Source organism: Membranihabitans marinus, assembly GCF_019802045.1.
Classification (GTDB): domain Bacteria; phylum Bacteroidota; class Bacteroidia; order Chitinophagales; family Saprospiraceae; genus Membranihabitans; species Membranihabitans marinus_A.
The window spans coordinates 256,450-275,560 of sequence record NZ_JAHVHU010000005.1; the positions used below are offsets into that span (position 1 = coordinate 256,450).

The following is a 19,111-nucleotide window of genomic DNA, read 5'->3' on the forward strand; positions in this document are numbered from 1 at the left end:
AAGTGCCTCGTCGTAGCATATCTACACATCCGTTTACCAGCTTCCACCGGCACCGCCACCGCCAAAGCCACCGCCGCCAAAGCCACCAAACCCGCCACCGCCGGAGAATCCTCCACCACCACTGCCACCAAATCCACCCCCTCCAATAATAATGGGTCCGCCCCAACCTCTGCGGTTAATGTGGCCACCGCCCCCGCCACCTTGTCGAAAGGCATTCAAGATGATAATAATTATCACCATAAGTAAAATGATCGAACCAACCGGAATCCCATCATTTTCTTTTCGTAGTTCTTCAGCATCAAATACTCCAGACAATATTTCGGAAATAATACGACTTCCCTCTTTAAATCCCTGATAATAATCACCCTTGCGAAAATAAGGGATCATATACTGATCGATAATCCGGCGCGCTTCCACATCGGTGATGTACCCCTCGATCCCCCAGCCAGTAGCGATGAAAACTTTACGATCTTGTTCAGACAAAGTGATCACGATACCATTATCTTTTCCACCCTGTCCGACGCCCCATTTATCTCCTAGTTCATAGCTAAATTCAGAAATATCATAATTGCCCAGCTGACGCACCGTCACCACCAAAATCTGCGTTGACGTGGTATCATCATATCCGACCAACTGCCGTTCCAGACTTTGTTCTTCAGCGGGTGATAATACATTGGCATAATCATTGACCAACCTCGGTGGATTGGGAGGGTCCGGAATTTGGGCCCGAACCGCAGATAGAGACATTACCAAAAGACACCACAATGCAAGCACCGACTTAAGCAGTCTTTGAACACCAGATCTGTCGCCGCTAATCTTCATCAAAATATATCTCATCATCAAGTTCGTTAACATCATCCCGCTGATAGGGAAAATAATAGGAGAGTTTTTCACCAACCAACTGGATTGTTTTCTGCAAGCCCTTCACATATTCATCACGTCGAAAGTTGGTCTGCATAATTTCCAATTCTTCCTTCCAAAAATGATCTCCAACCTTTTCATGAATTCCCCGATCACCGATTATAGCGCATGCCCGATCACCAAAAGCAATGTAAATCAATACGCCGTTCTGATGTTCGGTCTTGTCCATACCCAATTTCCGGAAGGCCCGGTATGCCCGTTGCATCGGGGTCATTTTTTTGGTCGACCGTTCAAAATAGACACGAATTTCACCGGAAGTTTGTTTTTCGGCCTGCCCGATCGCATCCACAACTGCCTGTTTTTCTTCCTTCGAAAAATAATCGCTAATCAATGATAGTTTCATCCAAAATCAATTTCAGGAACGTTTTCGGTGCCGGCCTGTGCTTTGAAGTATCCTTTTTCTTCAAAGCCGAATAATCCGGCCATTAAATTCCGTGGAAACTGTTTGATGTAGGTATTAAATGTCTGAACTTCGTCATTAAAATCTTTCCGGGCTTTGTTGATGCGATTTTCTGTTCCCTCGATCTGGGTTTGGAAATCCCGAAAAGCCTGAGTCGATTTGATATCAGGATAACGCTCCACCGAGACCAACAATCTGCTAAAAGCCCCGCTCAGTTGTTCCTGGGCATTCTGAAATTCCTGCACTTTTTCAGGACTTAGATTATCAGCGTTGATATTCACACTTGTGGCTCTGCTACGGGCTTCAATCACTGAGTTTAGTGTTTCCTGTTCAAATTCAGCCGAACCTTTAATGGTACTGACCACACTGCTGTACAAATCAGCGCGCCGCTGGTATTGGGTCTCGACCGTCGACCAAGCTGATTCTACACTTTCATTCATGGTTACCATGCTGTTATAGCTTCCCGAAAAAGTGTTGTACAAAATGAGCCCGAGGACCACAATGATACCAATTACTATTAAACTTGATTTTTTCATGCTTGCTTTATTATTGATAATAGGTTAAATCATGAATACGAAAATAGGATGAAAAGTTTCAAAATTGATAGGTTTGCATAGAATATTTAGAAGAACATGCTTGCTGATCGATCAAATTCATCATTTTATCGATCAACAAAAAAGCTTGTTTAAATAAAAAGAAGCCGTCGCTGTGAAACTCAAACGGAGAAGAAAATTAGTCACCTATCTCAACATACTGGATCAACCCATCCGATTCAACCACTTCGTTTTTAGTCGCATGTTTCTATTGTGGGCACTGCTGGGGCTGGTCGGAGGGGTGATTGCGGGCGGGTATTGGATTGCTCTTATGTTCCTGACCGACAAAATAGCCCTGTTTACCGGGTGGCTCGTTATACCGGTCATGGCTATATGTGGCTGGTTAGCTGGTCTGGTGATACACTTCATTGGTGACCCGGGTGAGATTCATCTTATTGTCAATAACATACGATTCAACAAAGGAAAACTGGATCCCAAAAACAACCCTTCCATGATCCTGTCTTCCTTACTCTGTGTAGCGGCGGGAGGCAGCCTGGGGCCGGAAGCGCCGATGGTCCAGGTCACCGGTTCGACAGGTACCTGGCTCGGAAAAATATTTCGTCTGAAAGGCGAAGAATTGCGGTCGCTGAGCATAGCTGGTATGGCTTCGGGATTTACCACCTTATTTGGTGCCCCTCTGGGAGGAAGTTTATTCTCGCTCGAAATCCTCCACCACAAGCATGCTCTGCAATACTACAAAGCTATTATACCAGCGCTCGTAGCCAGTTGTTTTAGTTACGTCGTCTTTGCATTGATTATCCAACTGGGTCTTGGTCCGCTCTGGAATTTATCTTCCTACGAATATTCCGGTGTTTTTGATTTTGGATTTGCTATTCTATTTGGGATAGTAGGTACCGCAGTGGGTTGGGGCTTTATATTCTGCACAAAATTTTTCAAATCAGTTTTTGATCACCGACCGGCACCCATTTATATAAAAACTCTGATCGGAGGGGTGCTACTGGGAATCATCTCTTATTATTTCCCGGTCACCCGTTATTTTAGTCACTTTGAAATCAACGAGCTTTTGAACGGTGGGTACACACTGCATTGGTTGGCTGGTATTTTGATATTCAAAATACTGGCTATTTCCATTACTGTGACCTCTGGTTGGCGCGGTGGTTTTATCATTCCCTTGTTTTTTGTCGGAGCTACTCTGGGCCTGATTATTCATCACATCTTTCCGATGACTAACCTTACCCTGACGATCGTAAGTTGCATGGCAGCTGTGAATACCTGTGTTACCCGGACACCTATGAGCACCACTATTCTCTTGGCAACACTGACGGGTTTTGGACACTTTATTCCGATCTTATTTGCAAGCCTGACGGGATACTTTCTCGCTCCAAGAATTCCATTTATCAGTTCACAAATGGCGGAATCGGATGGACCGGACAATTAATCCGACATTTGTTGTAAAGCTTCTTTTATCGTAGTGACGGGTTTTAAGCAAACCTTATCCTGACATACATAGATCATTGTGGAACCGGCCACATATTTGTTCTGAAGCAGCTCAAGGGTGCCCTCGGAAGAACCACCCGATAAAAAAACATTTGGAAGATAGTGCAGATTCCATTGGTTTAATATCTCCTTGAAACCCGGACCCACGACAGCCACTTCATAGGGCGGCCTGACCATCCAGATCAACAGGATATCCCAGTTGGCATAATACGGTCCGTTCCTGAGGGCATCCCCTAAAACGTTGTGCAGCATCTGCCGGGCTTTCTCTACATATTCATCCCGATACAGGTACTGACCAAGGATATACAGGTTTTTGGCCATTTCAGAATTGGAAGACGGAATCACGTTATCAGTCAGTTCCATTTTTCGCGCTACCAATGCCGGATCCATGTTCGAGGTATAGTAAAAAAGACCGGTCGCAGAGTCAAAAAAATGTTGAAGCGCATAAGTCAGTAGTTGATCTGCCTCGTCCAGCCACGTTTCATCAAAGGTCGCCTGATACAATTCGATAAACCCGGATATGACAAACGCATAATCATCCAAAAATCCATTGATGGTAGATTTCCCGTTTTTATAATTCCGAAACAACCCCCCATCTTCTCTTTTCACCTGATCCCTGATAAAGCGGGCGTTTTTCAATGCGGTCTCAAGATAATCTTCCCGACCAAATACTCGGGATGCGACCACATACGCCCGCAACATCATCGCATTCCAGGAGGTCAATATTTTATCATCGAGCCCCGGACGGACTCGGGCAGAACGTGCTTCAAGCAGTGCTTTATTGACTTCATGGACTTTACTTTCCAGTTCCGAAAGCGGTAAACCGTATTTCTCTGCGAAACCTTCGGGGTCGTCCTGCGCCAACAAAATATTGGACCCTTCCCAGTTGCCTTCTTCCGTAACGTGGTAATACTCCAGGATCATAGGTGCCTGTTCCCCGAGCACCTCTTCCATCTCCGATTTGTCCCACACATAAAACAACCCTTCCACTCCTTCGCTATCCGCATCCAGTGCGGAGTAAAAGCCACCTGAAGAATCCGTCATTTCTCTGGCTATAAAACCCAAGGTTTCGTGGACTACCTTTTCATACAATTTATTACCCGTCACCTGGTACGCTTTGCTGTACAAACTGACCAATTGGGCGTTATCGTAAAGCATTTTTTCAAAATGGGGTACCTTCCAGATCGGATCGGTCGAATATCGGGCAAATCCACCACCAATCTGATCGTAAATCCCACCCCGAGCCATATGATCGAGCGTAACCACTACGGCTTCGAGTGCTTTTTTTTCTCCGGTCAGGTCGTGGTAATGCAACAAATATTCGAATCCAATCGGCAAAGGGAATTTTGGTGCACCCTGGTTTCCGCCTTTTTCAAAGTCCAATCGAGGTTCCCAATAGTCGAATATAGTCTTCAGTTGGGAAGTCGAAAAGGCATCCTGTTCCGAATTAAAAACGACCTGATCACTTTGACGAACGCCCGCTGTCAAATGATCTGCTTGCCCTTCTGCTTTTTCCGGTTGTTGCGTGACATAATCAACGATTTGTTGCAAAAATGACAACCACCGGTTTTTGGGAAAATAGGTGCCGCCGTACAGTGGCCGGCCATCCGGTAGTGCCACACAGTTCAGCGGCCATCCACCCCTTCCTGTAATCAACTGAACTGCGGACATATAGATCTGATCAATATCGGGTCGTTCTTCCCGATCCACTTTGATACATACATAGTGCGTGTTCATATATTCTGCTACTACAGCATCTTCAAAGCTTTCTGATTCCATCACATGGCACCAGTGACACGCCGCATATCCAATACTGACCAAAATAAGCTTATTTTCTTTTTGGGCTTTTTCGAGCGCTTCATCGCCCCAAGGATACCAGTCCACCGGATTGTGCGCATGCTGCAAAAGATAAGGACTTGATTCATCGATCAGGTGGTTGGTATATTTTTCTTTTTCTTCTGTCATTTGACGTTTTTTATTTCCATCCCTTTGGTACGACATGACCAACATAATTCATGTCCGGTCGTCCACAGTCCTCGGTTACAAGTACCCTCGGTTCATTTCAAAAGGATGGCGTGATAATTACAATACCGATGGTTGATCAGGAACTCTACATGTTTAACAAACCGGACAAAGAACAGTTTATCTGAGATGTTTTCGTATCATTCTTTTCAATTTACCCCCTCTGGCTCCAAACCATTTCGCAACGATCATTCCGTTTTTGTCAATGATAAAGTAATAGGGCCAGCCATCAATCTGATAAGTATCCAAGATCTTCTTTTTATCTCTTACTTCCCACAAGGACGTGCATTGGAATTCGATGTTTTTGTTTTGGGCTATTGAACTCCATTGCTCCCGCAAATCGTCCCAATGTACGGAAATCACTTTCAGATCTTCCTTATAGTTTTCCTGAATGTCATTCATGTGTTGGTAGGTTTTCCAACACGGTCCGCAATAGGTGGCTGTGAAATTTAACAACACGTACTTCTCCTTTGAATAATCCGAAAGACGGACAGGTTTACCGGCCTCATCGTACCCCATCACTTCAACGGCAGGATCACCCACATCCACCGTAATGGTCTGTTGAGCGTGAAGGAATGTGAACCCTGAAAAAAACACGACCAGAAACGCCGATAATCTCATGCTAGAAAGATACTAAAAGACACGGGGGATAACAAATCTCAAAGAATATTAGTTGATAGCGTTGAATTCACCAAGTGAAAGATCACCGGACTCAAACCCTTTTCTGAACCAATGCATTCTTTGCTGCGAAGTCCCATGGGTAAAAGCATCGGGTACCACGTATCCCTGGGTCTGCTTCTGAATACGGTCATCCCCGATGGCATTGGCGGCGCGCAATGCTTCTTCCAGATCTTCATCGTTCAACTGCAATCTGGAATCTTGCGCATAGTATCCCCAGATTCCTGCCAGAAAATCGGCTTGCAACTCCAGTTTCACGGACAAGGCGTTGTAATCTTTTTGAGACAACCGACTTCTCATCTGATGCACCTGATCAGTAATTCCCATGAGATTTTGAACATGATGACCGACTTCGTGCGCCACGACGTAAGCCACTGCAAAGTCACCGGGTGCCTGAAACCGGGTTTTCAGATCATTACAGAAAGATAAATCGATGTATACTTTTTCATCTCCAGGGCAATAAAATGGGCCCATCGCGCTCGATGCCATCCCACACGCACTGGAAGTTCGCTCGTCAAACAGCACCAAATTCGGAGCCGAATAGCGTGAATTTTGCTCCTGAAATAAATGCGTCCATACATCTTCTGTACTGGCCAGAATAACGCTGACCATCTCTGCAAGATCATCATCGGGACGCGGGCCACGGTCGACCGGTTGCTCTGTCTGGACTGAAGTTCCCGGTTCAAACAGAGACAGCAACCCCGTCAAATCTTTTCCTGTAAATACAGATATCAGAACAAGAATGATGGCGATGATTCCACCCCCTTTTGCTGCCCGTCGACCGGTGCTGCTCCCCCGCCGGTCTTCGACCCTGGAACTTTTTTTATTTCCTCTCCATTGCATGAGTGATAATTTTTACGTGTGATGTAGTCCATATGCATGCGCCCACAGCGCCATCCATGTCTCGTTGTGCTCTCTTCAAATGTAATAAAAAAATACCGGACCGCTTTATTGGACTGCTTGCCCAACAACAGTTAATAATAGGTTAAATTTTACAACTACGATATCTTTTGACCAGTCAAATCGTCTACTAGATAAATCACTTAAACTATGAACCAATTGAGGTCCCTATTTTTAATACTCCTGATGGGTATCAGTCATCAGGTTGTGCACGCTCAGGATCAAGATCTTCAGGAATCAGTTCACCAGGTCATCGACAAGTATCAGGAAGCGGATGCCTTAAAGCTCGACTTCGAATTTCAAATCACCTTTCCCGAACAAGATCCCCAAATTTTTCAAGGAACATTTTTTAAACGGGGTGATCAGTACAAAGTTGATCTGGATGATTATGCCATATATTCGGATGGTACGACCCAGTATACCGTTCAGAAAAAAGTAAAGGAGGTCCAGATAACCTCGATCGATTTGGAAAGCGTGGAACTCAGTTCTCCGGCTGGCATTCTGAAGTATCTTCACAATCAGGACTTCAAATATTTTGACAAATCCGGTTTAAATCAATCCTCTAGTATCGGTTCCCGACTGAAAATCATCGAATTAATCCCCACGGATAAATCAAGTGAATATTTCAAAATACGATTCAGTTATCAAGATGCTGGAAATATATTGAAACACGTTGAGATTTTCGCCAAGGATGGTCAGCGTATACAGCTCACCACGGGCGAGACCTCATTTTCAGGTAATTTTTCTCAAGAGTCCATCTTATGGAACGATGAGCTGTACGAAGATTACTATATTGAGGATTTAAGAATTGATTAATTCATCATCGGACATGTGAACCTCGTAAGAAGTCCATGCCCGAATTCCCTAAAGACAATTTGCATTAGTATGGGTTGGAAATCGACATTGATCAGGCCGTATGCGGCTTACATCTCCAGAAAAATTGACCGGATGGCCCGAAATGCCAAGGAGGATCAACATAGTATACGACAGATGATTATCCAGAAAGCACGGGATACGGTCTTTGGCCGGGATCATTCGTTTGACAGAATAAAGACATATTCAGATTTTAAGAACCACATACCCATTCATGATTATGAAGGGTCACGGGCGTACTTTGATCGCGTGCGGGATGGTGAATCAGATATTTTGTGGCCGGGAAAACCAAAGTATTTTGCTAAGACATCCGGCACTACGTCGGGGACCAAGTACATTCCCATCACGCAGGAATCACTACCCAACCATTTCAACACGGCTCGAAATGCTTTATTTCACTACGGGATCAAACAGAACAACCTTCGGTTTCTGGATGGAAAGGTCATTTTTCTTTCAGGTTCACCCATTTTGGAAAAAACGAACGGTATTCTGACCGGTCGACTTTCCGGTATCGTAAATTATGAAGTGCCGGGCTGGCTTAAGAAAACACAGGTGCCTACCTGGGAAACCAATTGCGTCGAAGACTGGGAGAAAAAAGTAGACCTTATTGTTCAGGAAACAAAAGACATCGATCTAAGGCTTATTTCCGGAATTCCACCTTGGGTTCAGATGTATTACGAACGGCTTCTGGCGGCCACGAACAAGAAAACGATCAAGGGCTTATTCCCTCACTATTCTGTATTTGTGTATGGAGGAGTGAATTTTGAGCCTTATCGGGCTCAGCTGGAGGAATTGGTAGGTCAGCGTATAGACAGCGTGGAAACATATCCGGCGTCCGAAGGGTTCATTGCATTCCAGGATACTTATCCACACGAAGGCATGTTGCTCAATACCCGGTCGGGAATTTTCTTTGAGTTTATACCTGTTTCAGAATTTGGTCGCGAAGACGCTGCTCGATTTTCCGTCGATGAGGTAGAGACCGGTGTGGAGTATGTGCTTATCATCAACAGTAATGCCGGATTGTGGGGCTATAACCTGGGAGATACCGTTCGTTTTCTATCAACCAATCCCTACCGTCTAATCGTTACCGGTCGGATCAAGCACTTTATCTCTGCATTCGGAGAACATGTTATCGGCAAAGAGGTCGAAGAAGCACTCCGGAATACGATCGACAAATTTCCAGCTCAAATCGTTGAATTCACAGTCGCTCCACAGGTAAATCCGGAGGAGGGGCTTCCATATCATGAATGGTTTATCGAATTTGGTCGTGAACCAGAAAATATAGAGGAATTCTCCAATGAACTGGATCGGCAGATGGTTCAGCAAAACAGTTATTATGAAGATTTGATCATCGGGAATATCTTACGGCCCCTGGTGGTGACCCCCCTTCGTCAAAACACTTTTCGGGAATATATGAAAACAAAAGGGAAACTGGGCGGACAAAATAAAGTTCCAAGATTGGCGAATGACCGGGACATTGCTGCCAGTCTGGAATCGCTGGGAAAGAAAAGTTAACCGGTCGTATCTTCGAAACAGGACTTAAGAAAACAAAACCGAACAGCATCCGGTGGACTAGATTTTATACTTGAATCTCCGGTATTTCTCATTAATATGTTGTAACTTTGCGCGCTATGACGAAACTTTCCGAAAAATTAAATTTCAGAATCATTTTGATGGCTGCCGCACTGGGTTTATTTGCAGGCTGCAAATCTGAATTTGAACAGGTCAGGACCAGTGGTGAACCAGATCGGATCTATACCAAAGCAATGGAGTATTATGAACAAGAAGATTACTCCAAAGCCATATCGCTGATGGAAATCATTCTTAGTTCATATCGAGGAACGGCCAAAGGAGAAGATTTGTATTTTAAATATGCGTACGCCAATTACAATCAGGGTCTGTATATTAGCTCTGCCAATTTATTTGAAACATTTAGCACCTCTTTTCCTTCATCCGATCACCGGGAAGAAGCCGACTTTATGGCGGCCTATTCGTATTATTTGTTGTCCCCCAATTTTAGGCTGGATCAGCAGTACACCCACAAGGCTATTGATGCCTTCCAATTATTTGTCAATACCTTTCCGAACAGCGACAAAGTAGAACAAAGCAATACATTGATTGATGACTTACGACAAAAGATGGAGCGAAAAAGATTGGGAGAAGCCCGATTGTACATCGATTTGCAACAATATGAAGCCGCCGTTCAAGTCATGGAAAATCTTTTAAAAGACTTTCCTGAAACGCAAAATGCCGAGGAAATACGATACCTGATCGTCAAGTCACAGTATGATCTGGCAGCAAACAGTGTCTATGAAAAACAAAAAGAGCGATTTACCAAAACTAATACCATCGCCCAAGCGTTTATAGACCGGTATCCCAACAGTGGTTACAGAAAAGAAGTTGAAAAATATTTGAATGTTAGCACTACAAAAATAAAAGAATTATAATTATGAGTGATATCCGTTCCAGAGTACAGCATATTGAGCCGAGTATCGAGCCGATTGATGTCAAAGAACTTGTGAAAAACACAGGAAATATTTACGAATCCTTGGTAATCATTTCTAAAAGAGCCAATCAGCTCACCCACGGGATCAAACATGAGCTCCGTGAGAAGTTGGAAGAGTTTGCCATTACTTCAGATACGATTGAAGAAATTCAAGAGAATAAAGAGCAAATTGAAATCTCAAAGTACTATGAAAAACTCCCCAACCCTGCCATCATAGGAACCAAAGAATATGTCAACAATGAATTGCAGGTTACGGCTTTCGGAGAACCTTCCGAAGCGGATGAGTAGTTGATTGTTGATGGTGGATGGTGGATGGTGGATGGTGGATGGTGGATTTGAAACCTATAGTTCTGTTGTTTCAAAAACACGCTGCACCACTTCCTATAATCGAAGTACCCCGAGCATGGTTAGACTAGCAGATTTAAAAAACAAAAAAATAATAGTCGGGATCACGGGCGGCATAGCTGCTTATAAAACCCTGTCATTCATTCGTCTGTTAGTCCGTTCCGGTGCGCAGGTTCGTGTCATTATGACCCGCTCAGCCAAAGCCTTTATCACACCACTATCCGCAGCCACCCTGAGCAAAAACCCGGTACTACAGGAGTTAACCTCTGGAGAGGATGAAAGTGCCTGGAATAATCACGTCGAACTGGGATTGTGGGCGGATGCCATGATTATTGCGCCGGCGACCGCTAACACACTATCCAAAATGGTTCATGGACATTGCGACAACTTAATGATCGCTACGTATTTGTCTGCCCGGTGTCCCGTACTCGTAGCCCCGGCCATGGATATGGACATGTGGGAGCATCCCTCGACACAGCGCAATTTACAGCAACTCAAGCAAGACTTAGTACATATTATTCCCGCTAAACATGGAGAGTTAGCCTCGGGACTTACCGGCACCGGTCGCATGGCTGAACCGGAAGAATTATTGGTTGCCATTGAAGAAACCGTTACTACCCCACTTCCGGTCATAGAAAAACTTCACGTGTTGGTGACAGCCGGGCCCACCTATGAGGCATTGGATCCGGTTCGATTTATAGGCAATTGGAGTTCAGGAAAAATGGGCATTGCCATTGCAGAACAATTTTATCTAAGGGGAGCAAAGGTCACTTTAGTTCAGGGGCCGGGACCGTTAAGTGTTCGGTTTTCGGGGATTGACACCATTCGCGTGACCTCGGCCAACGAAATGCATGATGCCTGTCAAAAGGTATGGACCGAATGCCAGGTCGGCGTATTTGCAGCTGCCGTCGCCGACTACAAGCCTCGGCAATACCACAAAGAAAAAATAGCTAAAAAAGAAAGTGACTTCATACTTGAGTTGGATCGTACTCCCGACATTGCAGCCGGACTGGGGGGCACGAAAACCAGTCAGCAATTTATCATCGGCTTTGCAATGGAAACAGAAAATGAAATAAATAATGCCCAAAGAAAGTTAAATAAGAAAAACATGGACTTGATCGTGCTCAACTCACTGCGAGATGAACGATCTGGTTTCGGTACAGATACCAATAAGGTAACCTTTATATCAAAACAAGGCCATGTGGAGGCCAAAAAATTGAAAACAAAAGTTGAAGTTGCCAATGATATTGTAACTTACGTATCAAACAATGCTCCAATATGATTAAAAAAGTGTTCGTAATCGGGTTGTGTTTCTTGTTCATCGTACTTAACACCGTGAATGCACAAGAATTTAACGTACGGGTAACGGTCAACTTCCCCACCCTGCAATTAGCTGATCCGGCCGTTTTCAAAACCCTGGAGTCTCAACTCAATGAATTCTTTAACGGGCGAGCCTGGACGGACCAGGATCTCAACGATTTTGAAAAAATCAAAGGAAACATCAATATAACCATTACCAAAGAAGAATCAGCCACCTCATTCAGTGGTGAAATGGATGTCGTAATCAGCCGTCCGGTATACAATAGTGACTATGAGACCACACTCATCAACTACCGAGATAAAAATATTGTTTTTTCTTACGACCCGGCCCGGCCCATCACCTACTCCGAAAATTCCTTTTCAGATAACCTCTCCGCAACTTTAGCCTTTTATGCTTACTTTATTTTGGGCATGGATGGAGATTCATTTGCGCTGTATGGCGGCGATCCATACTTTAACAAAGCGCGTGAAATATCCGAAAGAATCCCCGCTTCGATGCAGAGTGAACAAACCGGGTGGGGACGCAAAGGCAACAGCAGAAACAGATATCGGATGATCAATGAAATTTTTGATCCGACCATGCGTCCCTTCCGAAAAGCATGGTATAATTACCACAGACTGGGCCTCGATGAAATGTCAAAGGCGCCGGTAGTCGGCCGTGAAGTCATGCTCGATGCCATGTACAGTCTTCAAAAGGTCAATGACAGCGAGCCGAACTCCATGCTGGTCAATGTCTTTTTCCTGGCTAAAGCACTGGAACTCAATGAGGTTTTTGCGGTGAGCCCACGAGCCGAAAAAATTGAAGCATTCAATTTAATCCGCAGTATGGATGCAGCCAATTCTCAGAAATACGATAAATTAGTACGGTAAATGAAGCGTTTGGCGATCCTGGCATCAGGTTCTGGGAGTAATGCAGAACAAATCATCCAACAGGTCCGAGATGATCAGTCGATGGAAGTCACCTGTGTGATATCTAACAGGCCGGAAGCAGGGGTATTGGAACGCGCCCGAAAACACGGAATCCCCATTCAAGTATTCAGAAAAAACGTCTGGTCAGATTCAGAAGAAATACTGAATTTCTTCGATAAAAACCACATTGATTTCATTGTCCTTGCTGGCTATCTACAGAAAATACCAGATTACCTGATCCAGGCCTATCCAGATCGTATAGTCAATATACATCCGGCTCTTTTGCCAGCCTATGGAGGAAAGGGGATGTACGGCATGCATGTTCATCGAGCTGTACACAAAGCCCGCGAGAAATTCAGTGGAATCACCATTCATCTGGTTAATGAATATTACGATCAAGGAGAGATTATATTACAAGCCAAATGTCCCATCCGACCCGAAGATACACCAGAGGATATCCAACAGCGGGTTCTTGAACTGGAACACCAATACTACCCGTTAGTCGTCAGGTATCTGGCCAGTTTTTAGCCCGCTTTATGCGTCAATCTATTATTACGCATAATGCACAGTGCATCAATTGCTTAATTAGCAAATTTGGACATATTACATAGCCCCATTTTGCGTGACGTTTGACTTTTGCGGGGTAGAGAGGTTGCAGCCATCAAACCCGATTTTGAAGTGGGAAAAATTAAGCGATATTATGCGACCAGGGTCCGTTTCGACAAATGTAGTCCTTGGATCAATTCTATTCAAAAAAAGCTGCGACCAAGACGGTGATTTAGAAATCGATCCAACCATCCGGACATCGATTTCATCGCTACATTTCCCGCGGCATCAACAATTCCAACGCAGTATAATTTAATCCAAACTTTGAACTGAGGTATTCATTGGTTACACTTCCTTTGAATAAATATATTCCGTGGGCCAAGCCTTCACATTCTACGATAAAGCGTTCAATCCCATTGGTTCCCGCTCCCTGCATAAAAATGGGGCTGAGAATATTACTGATCGCGCGGGAGGCCGTTTTTGGGTAATTCGAAGATATATTTGGAACCGCGTAATGAATGACACCGTGTTTTTCATACACAGGATCCTGGAGTGTAGTCGGTACAGCAGTTTCAAAACACCCGCCCTGGTCAATGCTGACATCGACGATAACAGCGCCGTTTTTCATATCCATGACCATATCTTCGCTGACCACCATCGGTGCCCGCCCTTCTGCTGAATGAATGGCTCCGATCACGATATCAGCCTCTTTGAGCTGAGCGGCAAGTGTCGTGGGATCCAGGGCCGAGGTAGACATTCTCCGGCCCAAAATATTCTGCAGGCGCATCAATTTGTATATATTATTGTCCATCACAAAAATTTGTGCACCGAGGCCCGCAGCAGCGCGGATGGCATATTCCGCGACGATCCCGGCACCCAGAATAACCACTTTTGCCGGAGGAACCCCCGAAATCCCGCCCAAAAGAACACCAGCCCCCCGGGACTGGGCAGTCATCCAATGTGCTCCCTGCAATACAGCGCCCGTTCCGGCCAGTTCACTCAGAATACGGACAATGGGAAAACTTCCGTTTCGATCCATCATATATTCCATGGCCATACCAATGATTCGCTTTTTGCGCATAGCTTCGATCAATTCAAGACTCATAGAACCTACGTGAAGTGGCGATATCAAAATCTGATCGGATTTCATATGATCGATAGCGTCCATCGTAGGAGGAAAGCATTGAAGAATGATATCAGCCTGATAAAGCTCTTTTTTTGCATAAGCTATATCGGCGCCATTTTCAGTATAATCCCGGTCGGAGTACCCCGCTTTCTCACCGGCCTTGCTTTCGATGCAGATTTTATACCCCAGTGCATTCAAAGCTTTTACAGAGGAGGGGATCAAGGGTATTCTGGATTCTTCTTTGGGAGCCAAGGGCATACCAATAAACCAATTCTTTTTTTTATGAGGCACATCCAGTTTTTCCTCCTGGGTTTGATATTTAGTGTCTACAGCAAAACTCATCATACTACTCCTTTAATCCATTGAATTTTTCGGCTTTCATCTCGCATTACTTCAATGCGCAGTGTGGTAACATTCATGTCCTGATAATAATACGTACCACGTGAGGGCCATTCAATAATGCACAAAGCTTCCCGGTCGAGGTATTCACCAAATCCGATATCTTCCAACTCTTCTTCACGTTCGATTCGGTACAAATCAAAATGATATACGCGTCCCTCCGGATAGATATATTCATTGACCAGACTAAACGTAGGACTCGTGGCATCTTCGCCTTCCAGGGCTTCCATTATGTGACGAACCATGGTCGTTTTACCACTTCCCATGGGGCCTTCCATTAACAAAACAGACGATCGATCAATATGGTGGACAAGGTATTGCGCCCACTCCTTCAGATCCTTTTCCTCAGAGATAATCCATTCTTTCAGTACCACGGTTTGTTTATCTTTACAGTCCTGCATCACAGCCGTTTCGTTCACTAATTTTACTGATGTATTGACACCTCCATAACAGGCATTCTTTTGTAAATTACTAAAGTTTGGCCGATATTAAATAATTTTCATGAAAATAAGATAATCAGCCCCGTAAAAGAACTCAAATTAATAAGGATGAACTTCGCACTCTAACCAATAAACCGTATCTTTGTACGCTGATTCAAATCAAAACCTTTTATGTCAGAAAACACACCCAATCCAAGCACCTATGGTGCAGATAATATCCAGGCTCTAGAGGGGCTGGAAGCAGTACGAAAACGACCTGGTATGTACATCGGGTCAACGGATTCCAAAGGCTTGCACCACCTGGTCTGGGAGGTCGTGGATAACTCCATCGATGAGCACCTGGCCGGGCATGCCAGCCGGATCGATGTCACCATCAACGAGGATAATTCCATCACGGTCAATGATGATGGCCGGGGGATCCCAACCGGAATGCATGAAAAACTGCAAAAATCCGCGCTGGAAGTGGTTATGACGGTCTTGCACGCCGGTGGTAAATTTGATAAAAATACTTATAAAGTATCCGGTGGTCTTCACGGTGTCGGGGTTTCCGTTGTGAATGCCTTGTCGACTTACCTGGATGCCGAAATACATCGAGACGGAATGATATTCCGTCAACGATATGAAGAAGGAAAACCCGTCACAGAAGTAAGTACACACGGGGAAACTGACCTGCGTGGAACCACCATCACTTTTGATCCCGATCCAAACATTTTTGAGACCACCGTCTACAAATATGATGTCCTGGCACATCGACTTCGGGAGATGGCTTTCCTTAATAAAGGACTGAAGTTGTCCTTAACTGATAAACGTGAAAAGGAAGAAGACGGAAGCTTTAAACGGGATGAATTCTATTCTGAAGGTGGTTTGTCTGAATTTGTCCGTTTTCTGGATGAAAGCAAAGTCCCTTTGATCGAACAACCCATCAGTGTGGATGGGAAAGAAGATAACGTGGAAGTCGAAGTAGCCCTCCAGTTTAATACCTCTTTTTCCGAAAACATCAGCTCGTTCGTTAACAACATTAACACCCGAGAAGGAGGAGCACATGTGAATGGATTTCGGATGGCAGTGACCAGAGAATTCAAGAATTACGGACGTTCCGAGGGCATGTTCACCAAAGCAAAAGTCAATGTATCCAGTGAGGATTTCCGAGAAGGGTTGACCGCTGTGGTTTCGGTCAAGGTACCTGAACCACAGTTCAAAGGTCAAACCAAAGGAGAACTCGGAAACTCTGAGGTCACGGGGATTGTGTCCCGTACGGTTGGGAATGCCTTGAAGATCTTTTTGGAAGAAAACCCGCAACAGGCAAAAAAAATCATAGAAAAAGTAATTCTCGCTGCCACGGCACGAGAAGCCGCCCGAAAGGCCCGAGAGATCGTCCAGCGGAAAAACATACTCACCGGCGGTGGTTTGCCCGGAAAATTATCGGACTGTGCTTCCAAAATACCGGAAGAATCTGAGATTTTCCTGGTCGAGGGAGATTCAGCGGGAGGTACCGCCAAGCAAGGCCGGGACCGGCAGTTTCAGGCCATTCTACCCCTGCGTGGAAAGATCCTCAATGTGGAAAAAGCATTGGAACATAAAATATACGAAAATGAAGAGATTAAAAACCTCTTTATTGCGCTGGGCGTATCGATCGAAGAAAAAGAAGGAGATCGGATTTTGAATATTGATAAGCTCCGGTATCATAAAATTGTGATTATGTGTGATGCCGATATTGATGGAAGCCACATTGTTACCTTGATTTTGACGTTCTTCTTCCGATACATGCGACCTTTGATAGAAAAAGGCTACCTGTACATCGCAGCCCCCCCACTCTATATGATCAAAAAAGGCAAACAATTTGCCTATGCCTGGAGCGAAGAAGAACGACGCGATCTGGTCACGAGCTACGCCGATGGCGGGAATCCGGATTCGGTTAAAATCCAGCGATACAAAGGTCTTGGAGAGATGAATGCTGATCAGCTTTGGGAAACTACCATGGATCCGAATACGCGGATGATGCGCCAGGTTAACATCGATGATGCTGCAGAAGCAGATCGCATTTTCTCCATGTTGATGGGGGAAGATGTTCCTCCACGAAGAGCATTTATAGAGAAGAATGCCCGGTATGCAAAAGTGGATGTGTAATTCACATTTTAATCTCACAACGCAGGATATTCATTTGGATATCCCGTTTGATAGAACATATCATTCTACTCGGATACTATAATCAGAGACATAGCCACAGGAAACTTCGGGATCGATCAGGTTAAGAGCTGCGATCCCAAAGTTTTTTTAAACCCACGCCCGGTTTTTTAAATTAAAATGTCGTCGCAGCATATATTAGTCTGAAAATTTCGCCCTTTCCTTGTATCAACTTCACGAAAGATACACCTTACCAGTTGATCTGGCATCGTTGTATTCGACCGCAAAGAATAAAATTCCAATAACCACAGGATTATTCTGTAATTCACTTTTTCGAATTATATTTGGTGCTTTAATCAATTTTTCTTGAAATAAAATGGTTTTCATCAAAAAGGACCTACAAGAATATAAGCTCGACCTTATGAAACAACTGTTTTTTACCTTGTTATTGGGATTATGTTTATTCACTGGATGCACATCATCCAAAAAAGCTATTTCAATCCTCCCTGGTATTTCACAACCTGGCGACCAAGCCTATTTGCATGGAGAATTGCTTTACCCATTGGACAATCGTCCCACTCCGCAAGTCCATGCCTCTACTATCGTAGAGACACCTTCCGGTCTGGTTAGCGCTTTTTTTAGTGGAACGCATGAAAAACATGACGATGTTGGCATCCGCGTATCCCGATTAGTAGATGGGGAGTGGACCTGGCCCGAGGAAGTAGCCAACGGTGTCGAAAGTGCATCCAAAAGATATCCATGTTGGAATCCGGTACTTTTCCTTCCGGAAAACGGTCCCCTAATGCTGTTTTATAAAGTAGGACCCACACCACAAACATGGTGGGGAATGCTGATCACTTCAGAGGATAATGGAAAAACCTGGTCTGATCCCGTAAAACTGGGGACAGACCCCAAAATCGGTCACCTCTTGGGTCCGGTAAAGAACAAACCGATCCAGTTGGATGATGGTACCATCATCAGTCCTTCCAGCATCGAATACAATGGGGAAGACAACGAATTATACTGGCGGGTTCACTTCGAGATCAGTCGTGATCGGGGAAAGACCTGGGAAGTTGTCGGTCCGATTAATGATGGAATCGAATTTGATGCCATTCAGCCCAGCATATTGACTTATGAAGGCAACCGAATGCAGATTCTCTGTAGAACACGACAGGATGTTCTTGCCCAGTCTTGGTCAGAGGATGGTGGAATGACCTGGAGTAAGATGACAGCTACTTCATTACCAAATCCCAATTCAGGAACCGATGCCGTTTCATTAAAGGATGGCCGGCAATTGTTGATTTACAACCACAGTACCAAAAAAGGACCGGAACCTAAAGGACGGAATATTCTTAACCTGGCAATTTCAAAGATTGGGAAAAAGTGGCATCCCGTCATGACACTGGAAAATGAACCAATTGAAGCCGGATACGCCTATCCGGCCATCATCCAATCCAACGATGGTCTTGTCCACATCACTTACACTTACAATCGAAGATCGGTCAAATATGTGGTCGTAGATCCAAAAAAATTATAGGTACCGTGTAGCTG

The 19,111-nt window shown here is 44.6% G+C and carries 18 protein-coding genes; 10 read left to right on the top strand and 8 right to left on the bottom strand.

The features are described 5' to 3' along the window. Window positions 1-33 precede the first annotated feature (33 nt). From KUV50_RS05510 to KUV50_RS05520, 3 genes are read right to left on the bottom strand one after another with little or no spacing between them, the layout of a single operon-like run. A complete protein-coding gene (locus KUV50_RS05510; RefSeq protein ID WP_222579101.1) occupies window positions 34-840 on the bottom strand; it encodes a TPM domain-containing protein in 807 nt (268 codons plus the stop codon). Next, window positions 812-1,264 (bottom strand): TPM domain-containing protein, encoded by a 453-nt coding sequence (locus KUV50_RS05515; protein ID WP_222579102.1) that lies wholly within the window; start codon window positions 1,262-1,264, stop codon window positions 812-814. Before KUV50_RS05515 ends, KUV50_RS05510 begins: the two co-directional genes overlap by 29 nt. After that, window positions 1,261-1,857 carry a LemA family protein gene (locus tag KUV50_RS05520; RefSeq protein ID WP_222579103.1) on the bottom strand — a complete coding sequence of 199 codons (597 nt, stop codon included), beginning with the start codon at window positions 1,855-1,857 and terminating at the stop codon, window positions 1,261-1,263. The genes KUV50_RS05515 and KUV50_RS05520 overlap by 4 nt, the downstream gene beginning before the upstream one ends. Window positions 1,858-2,029: 172 nt before the next feature. On the opposite strand from KUV50_RS05520, the gene KUV50_RS05525 reads away from it, so the two are divergent. Next, window positions 2,030-3,313 (top strand): chloride channel protein, encoded by a 1,284-nt coding sequence (locus KUV50_RS05525; protein WP_222579104.1) that lies wholly within the window; start codon window positions 2,030-2,032, stop codon window positions 3,311-3,313. Here the strand turns inward: KUV50_RS05525 and KUV50_RS05530 are convergent. The 3 genes from KUV50_RS05530 to KUV50_RS05540 all read right to left on the bottom strand — a co-directional run bounded on the left by KUV50_RS05530 (window position 3,310) and on the right by KUV50_RS05540 (window position 6,915). After that, on the bottom strand, window positions 3,310-5,337 hold the full coding sequence (locus tag KUV50_RS05530) for a thioredoxin domain-containing protein (RefSeq protein ID WP_222579105.1): 2,028 nt from the start codon (window positions 5,335-5,337) through the stop codon (window positions 3,310-3,312). The two genes, KUV50_RS05525 and KUV50_RS05530, sit on opposite strands and share 4 nt — an antisense overlap. A gap of 177 nt (window positions 5,338-5,514) precedes the next feature. Next, entirely contained in the window at window positions 5,515-6,015 is a 501-nt protein-coding gene (locus tag KUV50_RS05535) for a TlpA family protein disulfide reductase (RefSeq protein ID WP_222579106.1), read from the bottom strand. Between the two features lie 48 nt (window positions 6,016-6,063). Further along, window positions 6,064-6,915: a neutral zinc metallopeptidase gene (locus tag KUV50_RS05540; protein WP_222579107.1), complete on the bottom strand. Its 852-nt coding sequence runs from the start codon at window positions 6,913-6,915 to the stop codon at window positions 6,064-6,066. Window positions 6,916-7,122: 207 nt separating this feature from the next. Between KUV50_RS05540 and KUV50_RS05545 the strand changes: the two genes are divergently transcribed. The 7 genes from KUV50_RS05545 (at window position 7,123) to purN (ending at window position 13,453) form a co-directional block, all read left to right on the top strand. Further along, window positions 7,123-7,788: a LolA family protein gene (locus KUV50_RS05545; protein WP_222579108.1), complete on the top strand. Its 666-nt coding sequence runs from the start codon at window positions 7,123-7,125 to the stop codon at window positions 7,786-7,788. Window positions 7,789-7,857: 69 nt separating this feature from the next. Beyond that, complete coding sequence (locus KUV50_RS05550) at window positions 7,858-9,360, top strand: GH3 auxin-responsive promoter family protein (RefSeq protein ID WP_222579109.1); 1,503 nt, start codon at window positions 7,858-7,860, stop codon at window positions 9,358-9,360. Between the two features lie 116 nt (window positions 9,361-9,476). Then, window positions 9,477-10,292 (top strand): outer membrane protein assembly factor BamD, encoded by an 816-nt coding sequence (locus KUV50_RS05555; protein WP_222579110.1) that lies wholly within the window; start codon window positions 9,477-9,479, stop codon window positions 10,290-10,292. Between the two features lie 2 nt (window positions 10,293-10,294). Further along, a complete protein-coding gene (locus KUV50_RS05560; protein ID WP_222579111.1) occupies window positions 10,295-10,639 on the top strand; it encodes a DNA-directed RNA polymerase subunit omega in 345 nt (114 codons plus the stop codon). Between the two features lie 115 nt (window positions 10,640-10,754). Further along, window positions 10,755-11,978, top strand: coding sequence for a bifunctional phosphopantothenoylcysteine decarboxylase/phosphopantothenate--cysteine ligase CoaBC (coaBC, locus tag KUV50_RS05565; RefSeq protein ID WP_222579112.1), 1,224 nt, complete (start codon window positions 10,755-10,757; stop codon window positions 11,976-11,978). Beyond that, entirely contained in the window at window positions 11,975-12,886 is a 912-nt protein-coding gene (locus KUV50_RS05570) for a DUF4835 family protein (RefSeq protein ID WP_222579113.1), read from the top strand. Before coaBC ends, KUV50_RS05570 begins: the two co-directional genes overlap by 4 nt. Continuing rightward, window positions 12,887-13,453, top strand: a complete 567-nt coding sequence (gene purN, locus KUV50_RS05575; protein ID WP_222579114.1) for a phosphoribosylglycinamide formyltransferase — start codon at window positions 12,887-12,889, stop codon at window positions 13,451-13,453. It abuts the gene before it with no gap. 289 nt (window positions 13,454-13,742) lie between these two features. On the opposite strand, the gene KUV50_RS05580 is transcribed toward purN, so the two are convergent. After that, window positions 13,743-14,942, bottom strand: coding sequence for an alanine dehydrogenase (locus tag KUV50_RS05580; protein WP_222579115.1), 1,200 nt, complete (start codon window positions 14,940-14,942; stop codon window positions 13,743-13,745). Further along, window positions 14,939-15,415, bottom strand: coding sequence for a tRNA (adenosine(37)-N6)-threonylcarbamoyltransferase complex ATPase subunit type 1 TsaE (gene tsaE / locus KUV50_RS05585; RefSeq protein WP_222579116.1), 477 nt, complete (start codon window positions 15,413-15,415; stop codon window positions 14,939-14,941). Before tsaE ends, KUV50_RS05580 begins: the two co-directional genes overlap by 4 nt. Before the next feature lie 192 nt (window positions 15,416-15,607). On the opposite strand from tsaE, the gene gyrB reads away from it, so the two are divergent. Together gyrB and KUV50_RS05595 are read left to right on the top strand one after the other, a co-directional pair. Next, the gene (gyrB, locus tag KUV50_RS05590; protein ID WP_222579117.1) at window positions 15,608-17,563 is read left to right on the top strand and encodes a DNA topoisomerase (ATP-hydrolyzing) subunit B; all 1,956 of its coding nucleotides are present in this window, start codon (window positions 15,608-15,610) and stop codon (window positions 17,561-17,563) included. 418 nt (window positions 17,564-17,981) lie between these two features. After that, a complete protein-coding gene (locus tag KUV50_RS05595; RefSeq protein WP_222579118.1) occupies window positions 17,982-19,097 on the top strand; it encodes a sialidase family protein in 1,116 nt (371 codons plus the stop codon). Window positions 19,098-19,111 lie beyond the last annotated feature (14 nt).

Excerpts from the sequence above, each read along its gene's own strand:
- KUV50_RS05510 (WP_222579101.1), bottom strand. The coding sequence starts at position 840 with ATGATGAGATATATTTTGATGAAGATTAGCGGCGACAGATCTGGTGTT.
- KUV50_RS05580 (WP_222579115.1), bottom strand. The coding sequence starts at position 14,942 with ATGATGAGTTTTGCTGTAGACACTAAATATCAAACCCAGGAGGAAAAA.
- KUV50_RS05570 (WP_222579113.1), top strand. The coding sequence starts at position 11,975 with ATGATTAAAAAAGTGTTCGTAATCGGGTTGTGTTTCTTGTTCATCGTA.
- KUV50_RS05530 (WP_222579105.1), bottom strand. The coding sequence starts at position 5,337 with ATGACAGAAGAAAAAGAAAAATATACCAACCACCTGATCGATGAATCA.
- KUV50_RS05535 (WP_222579106.1), bottom strand. The coding sequence starts at position 6,015 with ATGAGATTATCGGCGTTTCTGGTCGTGTTTTTTTCAGGGTTCACATTC.
- gyrB (WP_222579117.1), top strand. The coding sequence starts at position 15,608 with ATGTCAGAAAACACACCCAATCCAAGCACCTATGGTGCAGATAATATC.
- purN (WP_222579114.1), top strand. The coding sequence starts at position 12,887 with ATGAAGCGTTTGGCGATCCTGGCATCAGGTTCTGGGAGTAATGCAGAA.
- KUV50_RS05595 (WP_222579118.1), top strand. The coding sequence starts at position 17,982 with ATGAAACAACTGTTTTTTACCTTGTTATTGGGATTATGTTTATTCACT.
- KUV50_RS05555 (WP_222579110.1), top strand. The coding sequence starts at position 9,477 with ATGACGAAACTTTCCGAAAAATTAAATTTCAGAATCATTTTGATGGCT.
- KUV50_RS05545 (WP_222579108.1), top strand. The coding sequence starts at position 7,123 with ATGAACCAATTGAGGTCCCTATTTTTAATACTCCTGATGGGTATCAGT.
- KUV50_RS05550 (WP_222579109.1), top strand. The coding sequence starts at position 7,858 with ATGGGTTGGAAATCGACATTGATCAGGCCGTATGCGGCTTACATCTCC.
- KUV50_RS05515 (WP_222579102.1), bottom strand. The coding sequence starts at position 1,264 with ATGAAACTATCATTGATTAGCGATTATTTTTCGAAGGAAGAAAAACAG.
- KUV50_RS05560 (WP_222579111.1), top strand. The coding sequence starts at position 10,295 with ATGAGTGATATCCGTTCCAGAGTACAGCATATTGAGCCGAGTATCGAG.
- coaBC (WP_222579112.1), top strand. The coding sequence starts at position 10,755 with ATGGTTAGACTAGCAGATTTAAAAAACAAAAAAATAATAGTCGGGATC.
- KUV50_RS05520 (WP_222579103.1), bottom strand. The coding sequence starts at position 1,857 with ATGAAAAAATCAAGTTTAATAGTAATTGGTATCATTGTGGTCCTCGGG.
- KUV50_RS05540 (WP_222579107.1), bottom strand. The coding sequence starts at position 6,915 with ATGCAATGGAGAGGAAATAAAAAAAGTTCCAGGGTCGAAGACCGGCGG.